The sequence below is a fragment of the Paenisporosarcina cavernae genome (genome assembly GCF_003595195.1).
Classification (GTDB): domain Bacteria; phylum Bacillota; class Bacilli; order Bacillales_A; family Planococcaceae; genus Paenisporosarcina; species Paenisporosarcina cavernae.
Window position 1 is genome coordinate 885,041 of the sequence record NZ_CP032418.1, and the last position, 14,912, is coordinate 899,952.

Here is a 14,912-nt window from a genome sequence, read left to right on the forward strand (position 1 = left end):
TCACTATGTCACTTTTAACAACGATTACAATCATTGGAGTAGCATTCTTACTAACGGTTGCGCTTACACCGATTTTAATCCCTTTATTAAAACGCATGAACTTTGGTCAAAGTATACGAGAAGAAGGTCTAAAATCTCATTATAAAAAAGCTGGAACACCTACGATGGGTGCGATTGGATTTATCATTGCCATTGTTTTATCGACGATTGTCCTTTCTAGTTACCTGAACTTATTAACCACTCCAATCATAGTCTTACTGATTGTTTTCGTCGGATTTGGATTAATCGGATTTTTAGACGACTTTATTAAAGTCGTTTTAAAGAGGAATCTCGGGTTAACATCCAAACAAAAATTGGTAGGACAAATTTTCATCTCCATTATTGCTTATTTCTTGATTCAAAAAGGACCTATCGACACTACCCTTGTCATCCCGTTTACTGAATGGGAATTGCCACTTGGACTGTTGTATGTTGTCTTTCTTGTCTTTTGGTTAGTTGGTTTTTCCAACGCAACAAATTTAACAGATGGTGTTGATGGATTGCTTTCTGGTACGGCATCTATTGCATTCTCTGCTTTTGGTGTACTAGCACTTGTCAACAGTCAAGAAGATTTAGCGATTTTTGCATTTTCCGTCACGGGCGCACTATTGGGTTTCTTACTATTTAACATTAATCCTGCAAAAGTGTTCATGGGGGATACAGGATCTCTTGCAATAGGTGGAGCACTTGCGATGCTATCTATTTTAGTAAAACAAGAACTATTATTATTACTCATCGGAATAGTATTTGTCGTAGAAACACTTTCTGTTATTTTGCAGGTAATTAGTTTCAAAACAACAGGTAAACGAATCTTTAAAATCAGTCCTATTCATCATCATTTCGAATATTCTGGTTGGTCAGAGTGGAAAATTGTTGTGGTCTTTTGGCTGACGGCATTAGTAGCTGCGATTATCGCGATTTTGCCGGAGGTGATTTGATGAAACACGTAGCAGAGTTAGAAGGAAAAAAAGTATTAGTATTGGGTCTTGCTAAAAGTGGAGTGGCAGCCGCCGAAATTCTTCATGAACTTGGAGCTTATGTAACTGTGAATGATGCAAAGCCTTTTGAAGAGAATATTGAAGCTCGTAAATTATTGGAAAAAGGAATTACAGTGATTTGCGGTCATCACCCAGCAGATTTACTCGATAATGGCTTTCAATTAGTGGTGAAAAACCCTGGTATTCCCTATCAAAACACGATTATACAACAGGCAATTTCTCGAGAAATCCCGATTTGGACAGAAATTGAACTTGCTTTCCGTATTAGTGAAGCTAATTTTATTGGTATTACAGGTTCGAATGGTAAAACAACGACCACGACTTTGTTATTCCATATCTTAAATCAAGCAAATAAGCATCCTTTAATTGCGGGGAATATTGGGACTGTTGCATCTTCTGTCGCAAAAGATGCGTCTAAAGAGAATGTCATCGTGACGGAGCTTTCTTCTTTTCAGTTAATGGGAATTGAAACGTTTGCGCCAAAAATTGCTATTTGGACGAATATTTATGAAGCACATCTCGATTATCATCAATCAATGGAAGAATATGTGGAAGCGAAATTTGCTGTCACTAGAAACCAAATAGAGACGGATTATGTTATTTATAATGCGGACCAAGAAACAATCGTGACAAAAATAAATCAGTCGAAGGCGATACCAGTTCCTTTTTCTTTAAAGAATGAGCAGCCAAATGGCATTTGGGCAGATGAAGAAAATGTGTATTGGAAAAATGAGTTCTTTATGGAACGCTCAAAAATCGCTCTTCCTGGTGATCATAATATGGAAAACGTCCTATCTGCTATCGCAGCAGCTATGTTGCTAGAATGCGAAGAAGAGAAGATTAAACATGTACTTGGTTCATTTACAGGAGTGAAACATCGAACTCAATTTGTTCGGGAATGGCGAAAACGTCGAATTTATAATGATTCAAAAGCAACAAATACATTGGCGACTCGAAGTGCACTTCGCGCATTCCATCGTCCCACGATTTTAATTGCGGGTGGTTTGGATCGGCAGCATTCGTTTGATGAACTTACCGATTCTCTCCAACATGTAAAAGCACTTTTATGTTTTGGTGAAACAAAAGAAAGATTAGCTGATTTTGGGAAGTTGCATCAAATTCCCACAGTTAAAATGGTGGAAAATGTGCAAGAAGCCGTCAAAGAAGCGGCTGCAATGTCAACAGAAGAAGATGTTATTTTACTATCACCAGCTTGTGCTAGCTGGGATCAGTATCCGAACTTTGAATTGCGTGGAGATGACTTTATTGATGCGGTAATGAAACTTTCGGATGAGGAAGCTATCGAAGGGATGTAACTACTGGAACGATCACTGAAGATACGATTATGGATAGTAGCAGGACTTTTAACAGCGGTTGGTCTTGCGTTTGTGTATTCTGCTGGGCTCTACTGGGGCTCTATTCATTATGAAGGTTCTATGCCATTTGTGTGGAAACAGATGATATATGTTGGAATTGGAGTCACAAGTTGCTATGCAATTTCTTCTATCAAAACCCCTTTTTCTCTTACATTTTGGTTTTGGCTGTATCTTTTTTCATTAGTTGGTCTACTAGGGGTTTTCATTCCAGGAATCGGCACAACTAGAAATGGGTCTAGTAGTTGGATTAGTTTAGCTGGATTTACGATACAACCGTCAGAATTTGTTAAAATAGCACTTCTTGGTTTCATGTCTTCCGTACTTGCTCAAACGAAAAAGTTGGAAAAACATCATATTTGGCTGCTAGGAGTAATAGCACTTCTACCTCTCGCGCTAATTATACTGCAACCAGATTTTGGATCTGCCATGATCATTGTTTGCGGTATAGTATTTTTACTATTTATCGTGGGGTTACCTTGGAAATTTTTTCTATTAACGGGTAGCCTTTGTCTTGTTGGGATAGTAGGATTAATACTAGCAGCACCTTATCGGTTAAAACGCCTTACTGCTTATTTAGATCCGTGGCAAGATCCATTAGGCACTGGATTCCAATCGATTCAGTCATTACTAGCTTTTGGTCCCTCTGGACTTTTTGGTTACGGCTATGGAGATAGTCGACAAAAGTACTTGTATTTACCTGAGCCACAAAATGATTTTATCTTTGCCATTTTTTCAGAAGAAATGGGATTGATAGGTAGTGTCGTTTTAATCGGCTTATTTTTTGCTTTCCTAGTGCAATGCTTTGTAATTGCCAATGAACAACAATCTGTTGCGAATAGTTATTTCATTATTTCGCTGACAGCAATGATGGGTATTCAAATTTTTTTAAATCTAGCTGTTGTGGTTGGATTAGTTCCAGTGACGGGCGTTACTCTGCCATTTATCAGTTACGGTGGTAGCTCGATGATTGCGACGTGGGTCACAATCGGATTTATTCTGCAGACAATGAATCATACAACGAAAGGAGCGTAAAAATGGAGAAAATTATCGATATTGAAGATCGAATTCCCACCTTGAGAGAACGTAGAAAAAAAAGAACGAATCGAAAATTCACCATTTTACTGTTCCTTTTTTTGATGATTATTGTTAGCATCCTCTACTTTCAATCCTCTTACAGTAAAATTCAATCGTTCGTCGTCCAAGGAGAAGCGATTGAATCAGAAGCGTTCTATGAGCAACTATCAACCTTGAAAAAAGGACAATCCATGTGGGACTTTCGTGCATCGAAGATTGAACAATTAATTGCTAACGAAACGATCGTGCAAAAAGCTGACGTAAAACGAACAGGTTTGACGGAAGTCACCATTTCCATTACGGAATGGAAAACAAAAGGATTTGTTTTTGAAAACGACACGTATTATGCGATTTTTGAAAATGGCGAGCAAATGGACAAGCCTTGGAATGAACCAACCTTAGAAGGTCCGATTTTAATAGGCTTTGAAAATAAGAAAACACGAAAAAAAATGGTACATGAACTAAGTGATTTGCACACGGAAGTTTATAGTTTATTGTCCGAAATCTATTGCATTCCTTCAAAAGCAGATCCTTATAAAATTAAGGTGTTTTTAAATGATGGAAATGAAGTAAGGGCTGTAATCCCTAGTTTTGCAGATAAGTTCAACTATTATCCTTCCATTCTTGCTCAAATCACACCCGATGTGAAAGGGGTCATTGATTTGGAAGTCGGCTCTTATTTCCAAACGTACGAAGAAATGTATCAACAACAAGAGGAAGGAGATCCGAAAGTTGATGAAAGTGATCAAGCGACCAGCGAATAGGTATGTTCTGTGGGCATTAGTATGTGTCGTATTTGGATTTATCCTGTCGTATTCCTATAGTATTTCGAATGATAAAAATACATCTTCGAATACCGTGAGTTCTACATATTACGAGCAACAAGAGCGATACCGAGAACTCTTAATTGAACAAAAAGAACGAAATAAAGAATTGACGGATGAACTGGAAAAAAAGCAAACACAAGTACGCGAAATTGAACAACAGTTATCCGGTTCAGAAGAATCATATGATGCTTTAGTAAAAGAAGCGGAAGATCTTCGACTCCTTTTAGGGACTATTCCAGTAGAAGGAGAAGGAGTATCCGTTTTACTAGAGGATGAAGAGTATTCTCCTGAGACACAAAACCCTAACGACTACATTGTGCACGAAAGTCACATTTTTATGGTCGTCAATGAATTGAAAATTTCTGGTGCTGAAGCAATTTCCATTAACGGGAAAAGGATTGCGGCAAGTTCGTATATTAAATGTACTGGACCCGTCATCACGGTGGATGGACAACAATTTCCAGCTCCATTTGAAATTAAAGCAATAGGTGATCCGAATGTTTTACTTCCAGCATTAAAACTGAGCGGAGGTATTTTAGATCAACTAGTAAATGACAATATTGTTGTCACAGTAGAAGAAAAAGAAGAGATTAAGATGTCTTCTTTATAAAGAAGGAGCGTTAGCACGATGAAAACACGTGTATATGGGAAATTCACGATTATCTTGCTAATCGTTGGTTTTATGATTGCCATTCAATATAACTCTGTGAAAAAGCCAGATAATCGAGATACACGCGATATTTGGACGATTAGACAAGAATTGTCAACAGAAAGGGAATTACATTCGCAATTGTTGACGCGCATTCGAGCGCAAGATCAAACATTGCTTAGTTATCAAAACGCGCAAGATGAAAGCCCATCCGTTGCGTTAAATGAAACGATCCACTCTCTGAAAAAACGGTTAGGATTGACCGAATTAACAGGGCCAGGAATTGAGTTAACAATAGAACCATCTTTAGAAGGCGAAATACTTGGAGAAGAAGTGACCGCTATTTCTCCTGACTTGCTGACCCAATTATTAAATGAGATTAATCGATTTTCTGGAAATCATGTAGAGATAGACGGAAAACGTGTGATTTACTCTTCTGCAATTCGAGATATTAACGGAAAAACGACGGTAAATGCATTGCCGATTCAACTTCCTCCTTTCACCATTAAAGTAGTTACTGCATCATTTGAAGAAGCGGAGCGTCTACATAGTCACTTGGAATCGTCCTTAATAGCAGATGATTTCTTTGTGGATAATTTAACGCTAACGATTGGGGATCCGAAGCAAGTTCTGACGATTGCCCCTTACACTCAGAGAATTAATACACACTATTTAAAAGAATTAACAGAGGAGGACTAAGTATGTGGTTGCCACTACTAGGGTTATTATTTGGGATATTTCTCGGATTGTTAACAGATTTACAAATACCTTCTGAGTATGAAAATTACTTGTCTATCGCCGTCTTAGCTTCTCTTGATACGTTATTTGGGGGAATTCGTGCCCAATTACAACAAGTCTACGATGACCGTGTATTTGTATCAGGATTTTTCTTTAATATTGCACTTGCGGCGGGACTTGCGTTTTTAGGTGTACATTTAGGTGTTGATTTATACTTAGCAGCTATTTTTGCATTTGGCGTTCGTTTATTCCAAAACATTGCCGTGATACGCCGTATTTTATTAACCAAATGGCAAGACAGAAAAGGGACTATTGACTAAAAAACAGTCTAATAGAAGGAAAAATTGCAATTTTTCACTATTTTACTTAGACAAGCTTACAAGAATACAATAGAATGAGGAATATAGAGTCATTGAAGGAGGTGCCACGGATTGAACCAAAACGAATTATACGTTTCCCTTGATATAGGTTCTTCGTCTATCAAAGTTCTTATTGGAGAAATGACAAACGAAACCTTACATGTTATCGGAGTCGGAAATGTCAAATCGAATGGAATCCGAAAAGGCGCAATAGTAGATATTGATGCTACTGTTCAGTCGATCAAGAAAGCAATTGACCAGGCAGAGAGAATGATCGGCATGTCAATTAATGAAGTAGTTCTTGGAATTCCAGCAGGACAAGCACTTTTGCAACCAGTGAAAGGTGTTGTCGCAGTTAATAGTGAAACGAGAGAAATTACCGATGAAGACCTTGATCGCGTGATGGATTCAGCACAAGTAATGTCCATTCCACCTGAACGAGAGCTTATCAGTATTATACCGAAGCAATTTGTTGTGGACCATTTAGAAGAAATTAAAGATCCACGTGGCATGATTGGCGTTCGTTTAGAGATGGACGGCACCATGATGACCACTTCCAAAACAATCCTACATAACGTATTACGATGCGTAGAAAAAGCAGGGTTGAAAGTACGTGAAATTTACCTGCAACCACTTGCATCAGGGTATTTTGCATTGTCGGAAGATGAAAAAGATCATGGCACAGCGTTTATCGATATTGGTGGCGGTTCTACTTCCATTGGTATTTTCCGTGAAGGACAATTAGTGCATACATCCGTTTTACCAGTTGGTGGAGATCATATCACCAAAGACTTGTCCATCGTCTTAAAAACTCCGACGGAACATGCAGAAAAGATCAAACATCAATTTGGACATGCATTTTTTGATGATGCTTCTGACGATGAACTTTTCGAAGTTCCAGTTATTGGAGCAGACACGAAAGAACAATACAGCCAGCGATATATTTCTGAAATCATTGGCGTTCGTTTAGAAGAATTGTTCGAGTTAATCTTAGAAGAATTTTATCGTATGGGCATTCAAGATTTACCTGGTGGCATTGTCTTATCAGGTGGAACAGCAAAACTAGATGGCATTTTACAATTAGCTCGTCACATTTTACAAACGAGAGTTCGATTGTATACACCAGAATATATTGGTGTGCGTGAGCCTCAATATGCTACTGCAGTCGGACTTATTCGATACGCACAGCTAGAGGATGCGTTTTACGGTCGAGTTAGCGGAAACGCAGCTCTAGTAGCTTATAAGAAGACGGATAATGTAACGCCGGTCCAAACAGCTAAACCGAAGAAACAAAAAGTTGCAGTTGCAGCTTCTGAAGACAAAGAAGGCATGGTAGATCGAGCGAAAAAGTTTTTTGACAAATTTTTCGAATAAATCGATCATTAGATACTAATTAGAGGAGGAATTGCGATGTTGGAATTCGATACAAATGTAGACCAACTTGCTGTCATCAAAGTAATTGGCGTTGGCGGCGGTGGTAATAACGCAGTAAATCGTATGATTGAACATGGTGTGAAAGGCGTAGAATTTATCGCTGTAAACACAGATGCGCAAGCACTTAATTTATCCAAAGCAGAAGTTCGCTTACAAATCGGAGCAAAATTGACACGTGGTCTTGGGGCTGGAGCAAATCCTGAGGTAGGGAAAAAAGCTGCAGAGGAAAGTCGCGAGCAAATTGAAGAAGCTCTACGTGGAGCAGATATGGTATTCGTCACTGCTGGTATGGGTGGCGGAACAGGAACTGGAGCAGCGCCTGTCATCGCTGGAATTGCAAAAGATTTAGGCGCACTAACAGTGGGCGTTGTCACTCGTCCATTTACATTTGAAGGACGCAAACGTTCCACACAAGCAGTAGGCGGAATCACAGCAATGAAAGAAGCGGTAGATACACTAATCGTTATTCCAAACGATCGCTTACTTGAAATTGTCGACAAAAACACGCCAATGTTAGAAGCGTTCCGTGAAGCCGATAACGTTCTTCGTCAAGGTGTTCAAGGTATTTCTGACTTAATCGCTGTACCTGGTTTAATTAACTTAGACTTTGCTGACGTAAAAACAATCATGTCGAACAAAGGCTCAGCATTAATGGGAATCGGTGTTTCTTCCGGTGAGAATCGTGCAGCTGAAGCAGCGAAGAAAGCAATCTCAAGTCCATTACTTGAAACATCCATCGATGGAGCAAAAGGTGTTCTTATGAACATCACGGGTGGTTCTAATTTAAGTCTATTCGAAGTACAAGAAGCGGCTGATATCGTGGCTTCTGCTTCAGACGAAGATGTTAACATGATTTTCGGTTCCGTCATTAATGATAATTTAAAAGATGAAATTATCGTTACTGTCATTGCAACTGGATTTAACGAAGAGCAACTAACTTCACGACCAACTCGTTCAGGAGGCTTCGGTGCTGGACGCCAAACAGCAGCACCAGCACAGCCGCAACAACCAGTTCGTGAGCAACGCCGTGAAGAAGCTCCAACATATAATGAACAACCTCGTCAAACATCACAACAACACGGTGCAGAAGACACATTGGATATTCCAACATTCCTACGCAACCGTCAAAAACGATAATTCAACTAATCATGCAGAGTGAGCCATTCGGTTCCTCTGCTTTTTTATTTGCATGGAAAATGGGGAGGATCGTTATCGCCAGCGAAAACGTACTTCTTTGAATGGGAGGGCATGTAAGTTACAAGGGTCCTTGAAAGGAAATGGCTACTTACATGTTTTTTCTGTTCGTGGACAGGATATTCTTTATAATTGCACATTTCCCGACGAAAGTTGCATGTTTTTCATTCCACTCCGGTTTTTACTTACGTGAAATTTTGTCGAGAAATTCTTGAGATGTTGCTCCACGCTTTGACAATATTTGAATTTTCTTCATGCTACGCTATGAGTGAGGTGAGGATATGTACGCAGAATGGATCATCGCAGCGAATACATGGATGAGTATCATGCTCTTTCAGTTTATTAATCGAATGGGGAAATTTTCATGTCGGTTTTCTAAAATTGTTCTGTTGTCTTTTTTAGGTGGAATCGTCGTAGTGTTTTTACCTTTTACGATTTGGAGCAGTTTAGGCATTCTTTTTTTTCAAATGATTATATTATTTGGAAAGAAAATCGCTCTTTTGAAGAAGTCGTTTTTTTATGCGTTTCTTGGTGCAGTTATTGCAGCTGGTTTTTTAACATTCCTCCACCAATTAAATTCTTCTATTTTTAAATTTGTTTCCATCGACTTTTTATTTGTTGGAATCGTGCTCTTATTTATATCGTATTATTTCGTGAAACAATGGCTTGATCTACAATCTAAGTCGTTTATTCATCTTATGAGCTTTCAACACAATGGCACGCAATCGACATGTCGAGCTTTTATTGATAGTGGGAATCATGCACGAGAACCTATTTCAGGTGCACCCATTCATTTTATGACAAAGAAAATTGCTACGTCCTTTCTATCAAATGAGTTGCTTTCCTATTTGGAAACACTGGACGGAAAGGAGTTTCCGACATACGACACACTTCTTCCGGCATATCGCAAACTAGTCAAAGCAGTTCCTTTGCAGACGGTTTCTTCTCAAACGTTTTGGGCGACTGCAATTAAAATTCCCGCTATGACGTTTACTGAGAACGGTACTCCCCTCTCCACTAGTTACGTGGTTGTGGTAGAGGATGGAACTCACTTTCCACATCAAGTAGATTTGCTCCTTCATGCAAGTGCAATTCTAGATGCACCTAGTCAGCAAGGTAACACCCATACATCACTACAATCACTTCAAGGAGGAATAGGATGAGAACATGGTGGCGTAAAATTTATCAGTGGATACTTCATTTCCGCAAAAAAGGAACGTTTTATATCGGTGGTCACGATGCACTTCCAACACCGATGAATCGTGAAGAGGAAGCAGCAACGATCCTTGCTTTTCAAGATGGCAGTGATGCTGCGAGGGATACGTTAATCGAGCGAAATCTGCGATTAGTTGTGTATATTGCTCGACGTTTTGAGAACACTGCAACACCTATGGAAGATTTAATCAGTATCGGATCTATCGGTCTAATTAAAGCGATTGAAACATTTAATTTAGACAAAAATATTAAGTTAGCAACTTATGCCTCTAGATGTATTGAGAATGAAATACTCATGCATTTACGAAAAACGAGCAAGTTAAAAGGAGAAGTGTCATTTGATGAACCGTTAAACTCCGATGCAGATGGTAATGAATTATTACTTTCAGACATTCTTGGAACGGATGAACATATTATTACCGAAAATGTGGAAAAAAAACTCGAAAAACAATCGATGGTAGAAGCTATTTCCACGCTGGATGAACGTGAAAAATATATTATGGAATGTCGGTTCGGATTAAACGGTAAAGAGGAAATGACACAAAAAGAAGTGGCTGATTTACTTGGTATTTCTCAATCGTATATTTCACGAATTGAAAAAAAAATAATTGTCGATTTGCGAGCAGAATTAAATCATTCTGCTATGTAATGGAGAAAATTGGAGAAGATTGTTGTGCATATTTTTGTCTTGAACGACCACACTGTTACTAATTACAGGGCATAAGGGCGGGAGAGACAAACATGGTACGCACAAAAGTTGATATATGCGGGTTAGACACTGCGACCTTGCCAATTTTCACGAACGAACAAATGAGATCTACATTTCGAGAGTTTCAATCTGGCAGCGAAGAAGCGAAAGAAGCGCTCATCATGGGAAATTTACGTTTAGTGTTAAGCCTTGTTCAACGGTTTGCTTTTCGTGGTGAACAAGTAGATGATTTATTTCAAGTTGGTTGTATTGGCCTAATTAAGTCAATTGATAATTTCGATTTGTCGCATAATGTACGTTTTTCCACCTATGCAGTTCCGATGATTATTGGGGAAATTAAGCGACACTTACGCGATCACCATCCAGTTCGTGTATCACGTTCTCTTCGAGATATCGCGTATAAAGCGATGAAAGCGAAAGAACAATTTGTGCTTGAAAATCTTCGAGAACCTACCATTTCAGATATCGCTAAGATGATTGAACTGGAAGAAGAGGATATTTTATTAGCATTAGATGCGATTCAAGACCCCATTTCGTTAGAAGAACCCATTTTTCATGAAAACGGGGATCCAGTCTATATGTTAGATCAACTGAAAGATTCGGAAGTTAGCGAAGAATCGTGGTCGAATTATGTGTTAATGAAAGAAATGATGGGAAGATTAGGAGCAAGAGAACAAAAGATATTAGCTAAACGGTATTACTACGGAGAAACACAAACCGAAATTGCGAAAGAGTTAGGGTTGTCCCAAGCTCAAATATCAAGGTTAGAGAAAAATGCGCTGGGCATAATGCAAGAGGAATTTTCGTCCTATAACTAAGTAGAATATCTAGACAGCAAGTGGTTACCTAAACGCTTGCTGTTTTTTTGCGTCTTCTTATAATTGACCTGTCATATACTAAATCGAGGTGAATCGAATGAAATTTAGTGATATTCAATTAAAAGAATTTATCAATTTAGAAACTGGCAAGATGATTGGGTATGTTCAAGATGCCTCCGTAGATATTGAAAGTGGAATCATTACCGCCTTCTTTTTAGAATCGACAAAGTCTTCACTTTTTCCATTTGGAAAACAACCCGAGTTACAAAAAATTGAGATTGAAACGATCCAAGTAATTGGGAAAGATGTCGTGTTAGTGAAACAGCAAGGGACAGATCTTGATAAACATTGAACTAACTGTCTCTAATTGGTACAATATTAGCAATCATACTAGAAAGTTTGGATGCAAATGACGTCTTCTGTAAAACATAATCTAGAATCTATACAAACTAAAATAGAACAAGCGTGTCTAAAATCTAATCGCGACGCTCAATCTGTTCAGTTAATTGCTGTGACGAAAGCCGTGTCTGTGGAACGAACGCAGGAATCAGTTGATGCAGGTATTCTGCATCTTGGAGAAAATCGTCCAGAAGGATTTTTAGAAAAAGTGTCGAACGTAAAGGGAGAGATTACGTGGCATTACATTGGCTCGTTGCAAACGAGAAAAGTAAAGGACGTACTTCCATCTATCGATGTTCTTCATTCCTTAGATCGACTTTCACTTGCGAATGAAATTCAGAAACGAGCAACGACAACCATAGATTGTTTTGTCCAAGTGAATGTTTCAGGTGAGGCATCGAAACATGGAGTTGCTCCTGATGCATTACATTCCTTTATAAAAGAAATAGGAAACTATCCCTCGATTCGTATCATTGGCTTAATGACAATGGCTCCTTTAACAGAGGATACAGCTATCGTTCGAGATGTTTTCCAAAAGTTAAAGCAATTGCAGGTCGAAATTCATGATCTGGCAATTTCATATGCACCATGCACGGAAACGTCGATGGGAATGTCAGGCGATTTTGAAATCGCGATAGAAGAAGGCGCAACATACATACGAATCGGTACATCACTCGTTGGTGAATAGGAGGTATTACTATGAGTATCAAAAATAAAATTAAAAACTTTTTCTATTTAGATGAAGAAGAAGATGGGTATGATCCAGAGCCTGTCAGAGAAACACCAGTCGCTGCATCGACCTATCAATCACCTGTCAAAAAGTCAGTGAAAGAACGGAGAGTGTCATCCGTGGATCAAGCAGTACCGAATTTAGTTAGTTTGCAAAACGCACAGAAGTCTTCTAAAGTGATTTTGGTTGAGCCTAGAGTATATGCAGAAGCACAAGATATTTCCGAGCACTTGAAGAATAAACGTTCCGTTGTTGTAAATCTACAACGAATAGATAAAGATCAAGGAATCCGAATTGTCGACTTTTTGAGTGGAACTGTTTATGCTTTAGGAGGAGACATACAGCGAATTGGTACAGATATTTTCTTATGTGCACCAGATACGGTAGAAGTAGCTGGCGCAATTTCAGATTATTACTACGAAGACTTATAATTAGAGGTGGCTTAACAAGTTGGATACGGTATTGATACTCATTAGTTACGCAATTCAAATTTACACATGGTTACTCATTATTTATATTTTCATGTCGTGGGTTCCAAATGTTCGGGATTCGTCCTTTGGGAGAATGCTTGGAGCAATTGCAGAACCATTTTTAGAACCATTTCGAAAAATCATTCCTCCAATCGGAATGATCGATATTTCTCCAATCGTTGCTATTTTAGTATTAAACTTAGCGCGAACAGGAATTTCAGTACTGATTCTTAATTTTTAATGCCTCACACTATGTGAGGTTTTTTTATCGTTACTCATTAAAAAGTGGCAATGAATCCTAAGTAGAAGAAATCTTGAACACACCTTTATTTAAATGAAAAAACGTTACTTAATAAATTAAGTCACTCGTTTTATACAACATGAAAAGATTTTTCACACAGAATGCTAATAGGAGTCAAACGTTATGGAACATTTAATCCAACATTTTCGGAAAGAAGAGCAACCCTTTATCGAACAAGTAGTGGGTTGGGTGCGCGAAACAGAAGATCGCTATGCACCAAAACGAACAGATTTTTTAGACCCGAGAGAACGCTTTATAGTGGAGTCTATTGTCCGTCAGAATGAAGAGCTTGTGACCTTTTCAGAAGGTGTATTTCAAGAAGCTGAACGTGCGCGTATGTTTATCGCCCCGTCGTATTTTGAACCTACGATGGAAGATTTCGACATTGTCGTTTTTGAATTACATTACGCATCGAAATTTCTATCGTTACACCATCAAGATGTTCTTGGGTCGCTTATGTCACTTGGTTTAGAACGTTCAAAATATGGTGATATTCGCGTACTAGATGAAAAAATTCAATTCGCTGTAGCGAAAGAGGTTGCCGACTTCGTTCGCTTAAATGTTACCTCTGTAGGGAAAGCAAAAGTGCAGTTACAGGAAATAGATTCTCATGAACCGCTAATTTTTCAAGCAGAAGAATGGACAGAAGAGATGCACCTAGTGTCTTCCATGAGACTCGATACAATTGTTGCTTCCATTCTCTCTATTTCAAGACAAAAAGCTGCAACGTTTATTCACGGGGGAAAGATTAAAGTCAATTGGACCGTTCGAGACAATCCTTCTTTTGAAGTCCATGAATCCGATATGTTATCAATTCGAGGTGCCGGCCGAATACGAGTTGGTCTGATTGAAGGCCGAACAAAGAAAGACAAAATACGACTTCAAATCGAACGAATCGACCAATCTAGCTAAGATCTTTTTGAAAAATTCAAATTTCTACTGTAATCGACCGATACTATCGGTATAATAAGAAAAAGAACACTTTCAAAAGGGGAGTAGAATTCATGCCATTATCGCCGTTAGATATACATAACAAGGAATTTAGTAAAAGTTTTCGAGGGTACAGCGAAGACGAAGTAAATGATTTTTTAGAACAAATCATTAAAGACTTTGAACAAATGCTACGTGAAAAGAAAGAATTGGAAGAGAAATTGAAGTCTTCTAGCGAACGCGTCGGTCATTTCACTACCATTGAATCGACTCTTCAAAAATCGATTGTAGTGGCGCAGGAAGCTGCAGAAGAAGTACGTCGCAATTCTCAAAAAGAAGCAAAACTAATTGTAAAAGAAGCAGAGAAAAACGCCGATCGTATTGTGAATGAAGCACTTTCTAAAGCTCGTAAAATTGCATTAGAAATTGAAGAGTTGAAAAAGCAATCGAAAGTATTCCGTAATCGTTTCAAAATGCTCGTAGAAGCGCAACTTGATTTAATCAATACAGATGACTGGGATCATTTAATGGAATATGAAGTGGATACAACCGAGTTGGAACGAATCGAAACGAAAGAAGATTAGAGTTTCTTGACGCCTATAGGCGACTAGCCTATAATAAAGCAAGATTCGATAAGTTATGTACAATGACG

General features: G+C 38.5%; 18 protein-coding genes and 1 other annotated feature (1 of these 19 cut by a window edge). All 18 genes read left to right on the top strand.

What is annotated here, in order from left to right:
- Positions 1-5: 5 nt before the first annotated feature.
- The 18 genes from mraY to D3873_RS04505 all read left to right on the top strand — a co-directional run bounded on the left by mraY (position 6) and on the right by D3873_RS04505 (position 14,844).
- The gene (mraY, locus tag D3873_RS04420) at positions 6-977 is read left to right on the top strand and encodes a phospho-N-acetylmuramoyl-pentapeptide-transferase (RefSeq protein ID WP_119882900.1); all 972 of its coding nucleotides are present in this window, start codon (positions 6-8) and stop codon (positions 975-977) included.
- Positions 977-2,353: a UDP-N-acetylmuramoyl-L-alanine--D-glutamate ligase gene (gene murD / locus D3873_RS04425; RefSeq protein ID WP_119882901.1), complete on the top strand. Its 1,377-nt coding sequence runs from the start codon at positions 977-979 to the stop codon at positions 2,351-2,353. Before mraY ends, murD begins: the two co-directional genes overlap by 1 nt.
- A gap of 33 nt (positions 2,354-2,386) precedes the next feature.
- Positions 2,387-3,445, top strand: a complete 1,059-nt coding sequence (locus D3873_RS04430) for an FtsW/RodA/SpoVE family cell cycle protein (RefSeq protein ID WP_238473843.1) — start codon at positions 2,387-2,389, stop codon at positions 3,443-3,445.
- Positions 3,446-3,447: 2 nt separating this feature from the next.
- Entirely contained in the window at positions 3,448-4,251 is an 804-nt protein-coding gene (locus tag D3873_RS04435; RefSeq protein WP_119882903.1) for a cell division protein FtsQ/DivIB, read from the top strand.
- Positions 4,223-4,924, top strand: coding sequence for a DUF881 domain-containing protein (locus tag D3873_RS04440; protein ID WP_119884472.1), 702 nt, complete (start codon positions 4,223-4,225; stop codon positions 4,922-4,924). Before D3873_RS04435 ends, D3873_RS04440 begins: the two co-directional genes overlap by 29 nt.
- 18 nt (positions 4,925-4,942) lie before the next feature.
- A complete protein-coding gene (locus tag D3873_RS04445) occupies positions 4,943-5,662 on the top strand; it encodes a DUF881 domain-containing protein (RefSeq protein ID WP_119882904.1) in 720 nt (239 codons plus the stop codon).
- A gap of 2 nt (positions 5,663-5,664) precedes the next feature.
- Positions 5,665-6,021: a small basic family protein gene (locus D3873_RS04450; RefSeq protein ID WP_119882905.1), complete on the top strand. Its 357-nt coding sequence runs from the start codon at positions 5,665-5,667 to the stop codon at positions 6,019-6,021.
- 111 nt (positions 6,022-6,132) lie between these two features.
- Entirely contained in the window at positions 6,133-7,434 is a 1,302-nt protein-coding gene (gene ftsA / locus D3873_RS04455) for a cell division protein FtsA (RefSeq protein WP_119882906.1), read from the top strand.
- A gap of 36 nt (positions 7,435-7,470) precedes the next feature.
- Positions 7,471-8,631, top strand: a complete 1,161-nt coding sequence (ftsZ, locus tag D3873_RS04460) for a cell division protein FtsZ (RefSeq protein WP_119882907.1) — start codon at positions 7,471-7,473, stop codon at positions 8,629-8,631.
- Between the two features lie 338 nt (positions 8,632-8,969).
- Positions 8,970-9,851, top strand: a complete 882-nt coding sequence (locus D3873_RS04465; RefSeq protein ID WP_119882908.1) for a sigma-E processing peptidase SpoIIGA — start codon at positions 8,970-8,972, stop codon at positions 9,849-9,851.
- On the top strand, positions 9,848-10,552 hold the full coding sequence (gene sigE / locus D3873_RS04470; RefSeq protein ID WP_119882909.1) for an RNA polymerase sporulation sigma factor SigE: 705 nt from the start codon (positions 9,848-9,850) through the stop codon (positions 10,550-10,552). Before D3873_RS04465 ends, sigE begins: the two co-directional genes overlap by 4 nt.
- A 92-nt stretch (positions 10,553-10,644) precedes the next feature.
- Positions 10,645-11,430: an RNA polymerase sporulation sigma factor SigG gene (gene sigG / locus D3873_RS04475; RefSeq protein WP_119882910.1), complete on the top strand. Its 786-nt coding sequence runs from the start codon at positions 10,645-10,647 to the stop codon at positions 11,428-11,430.
- A 97-nt stretch (positions 11,431-11,527) separates the two neighbouring features.
- Complete coding sequence (locus D3873_RS04480; protein ID WP_119882911.1) at positions 11,528-11,782, top strand: PRC-barrel domain-containing protein; 255 nt, start codon at positions 11,528-11,530, stop codon at positions 11,780-11,782.
- 57 nt (positions 11,783-11,839) lie between these two features.
- Complete coding sequence (locus D3873_RS04485) at positions 11,840-12,517, top strand: YggS family pyridoxal phosphate-dependent enzyme (protein ID WP_119884473.1); 678 nt, start codon at positions 11,840-11,842, stop codon at positions 12,515-12,517.
- 11 nt (positions 12,518-12,528) lie between these two features.
- Complete coding sequence (locus D3873_RS04490) at positions 12,529-12,990, top strand: cell division protein SepF (RefSeq protein WP_119882912.1); 462 nt, start codon at positions 12,529-12,531, stop codon at positions 12,988-12,990.
- Positions 12,991-13,009: 19 nt separating this feature from the next.
- Positions 13,010-13,270 carry a YggT family protein gene (locus D3873_RS04495; RefSeq protein ID WP_119882913.1) on the top strand — a complete coding sequence of 87 codons (261 nt, stop codon included), beginning with the start codon at positions 13,010-13,012 and terminating at the stop codon, positions 13,268-13,270.
- A 183-nt stretch (positions 13,271-13,453) separates the two neighbouring features.
- Positions 13,454-14,242 carry a YlmH family RNA-binding protein gene (locus tag D3873_RS04500; RefSeq protein ID WP_119882914.1) on the top strand — a complete coding sequence of 263 codons (789 nt, stop codon included), beginning with the start codon at positions 13,454-13,456 and terminating at the stop codon, positions 14,240-14,242.
- 92 nt (positions 14,243-14,334) lie between these two features.
- Positions 14,335-14,844 carry a DivIVA domain-containing protein gene (locus D3873_RS04505; RefSeq protein WP_119882915.1) on the top strand — a complete coding sequence of 170 codons (510 nt, stop codon included), beginning with the start codon at positions 14,335-14,337 and terminating at the stop codon, positions 14,842-14,844.
- A gap of 53 nt (positions 14,845-14,897) precedes the next feature.
- Positions 14,898-14,912, top strand: a binding site (T-box leader); it runs 207 nt beyond the window's last position.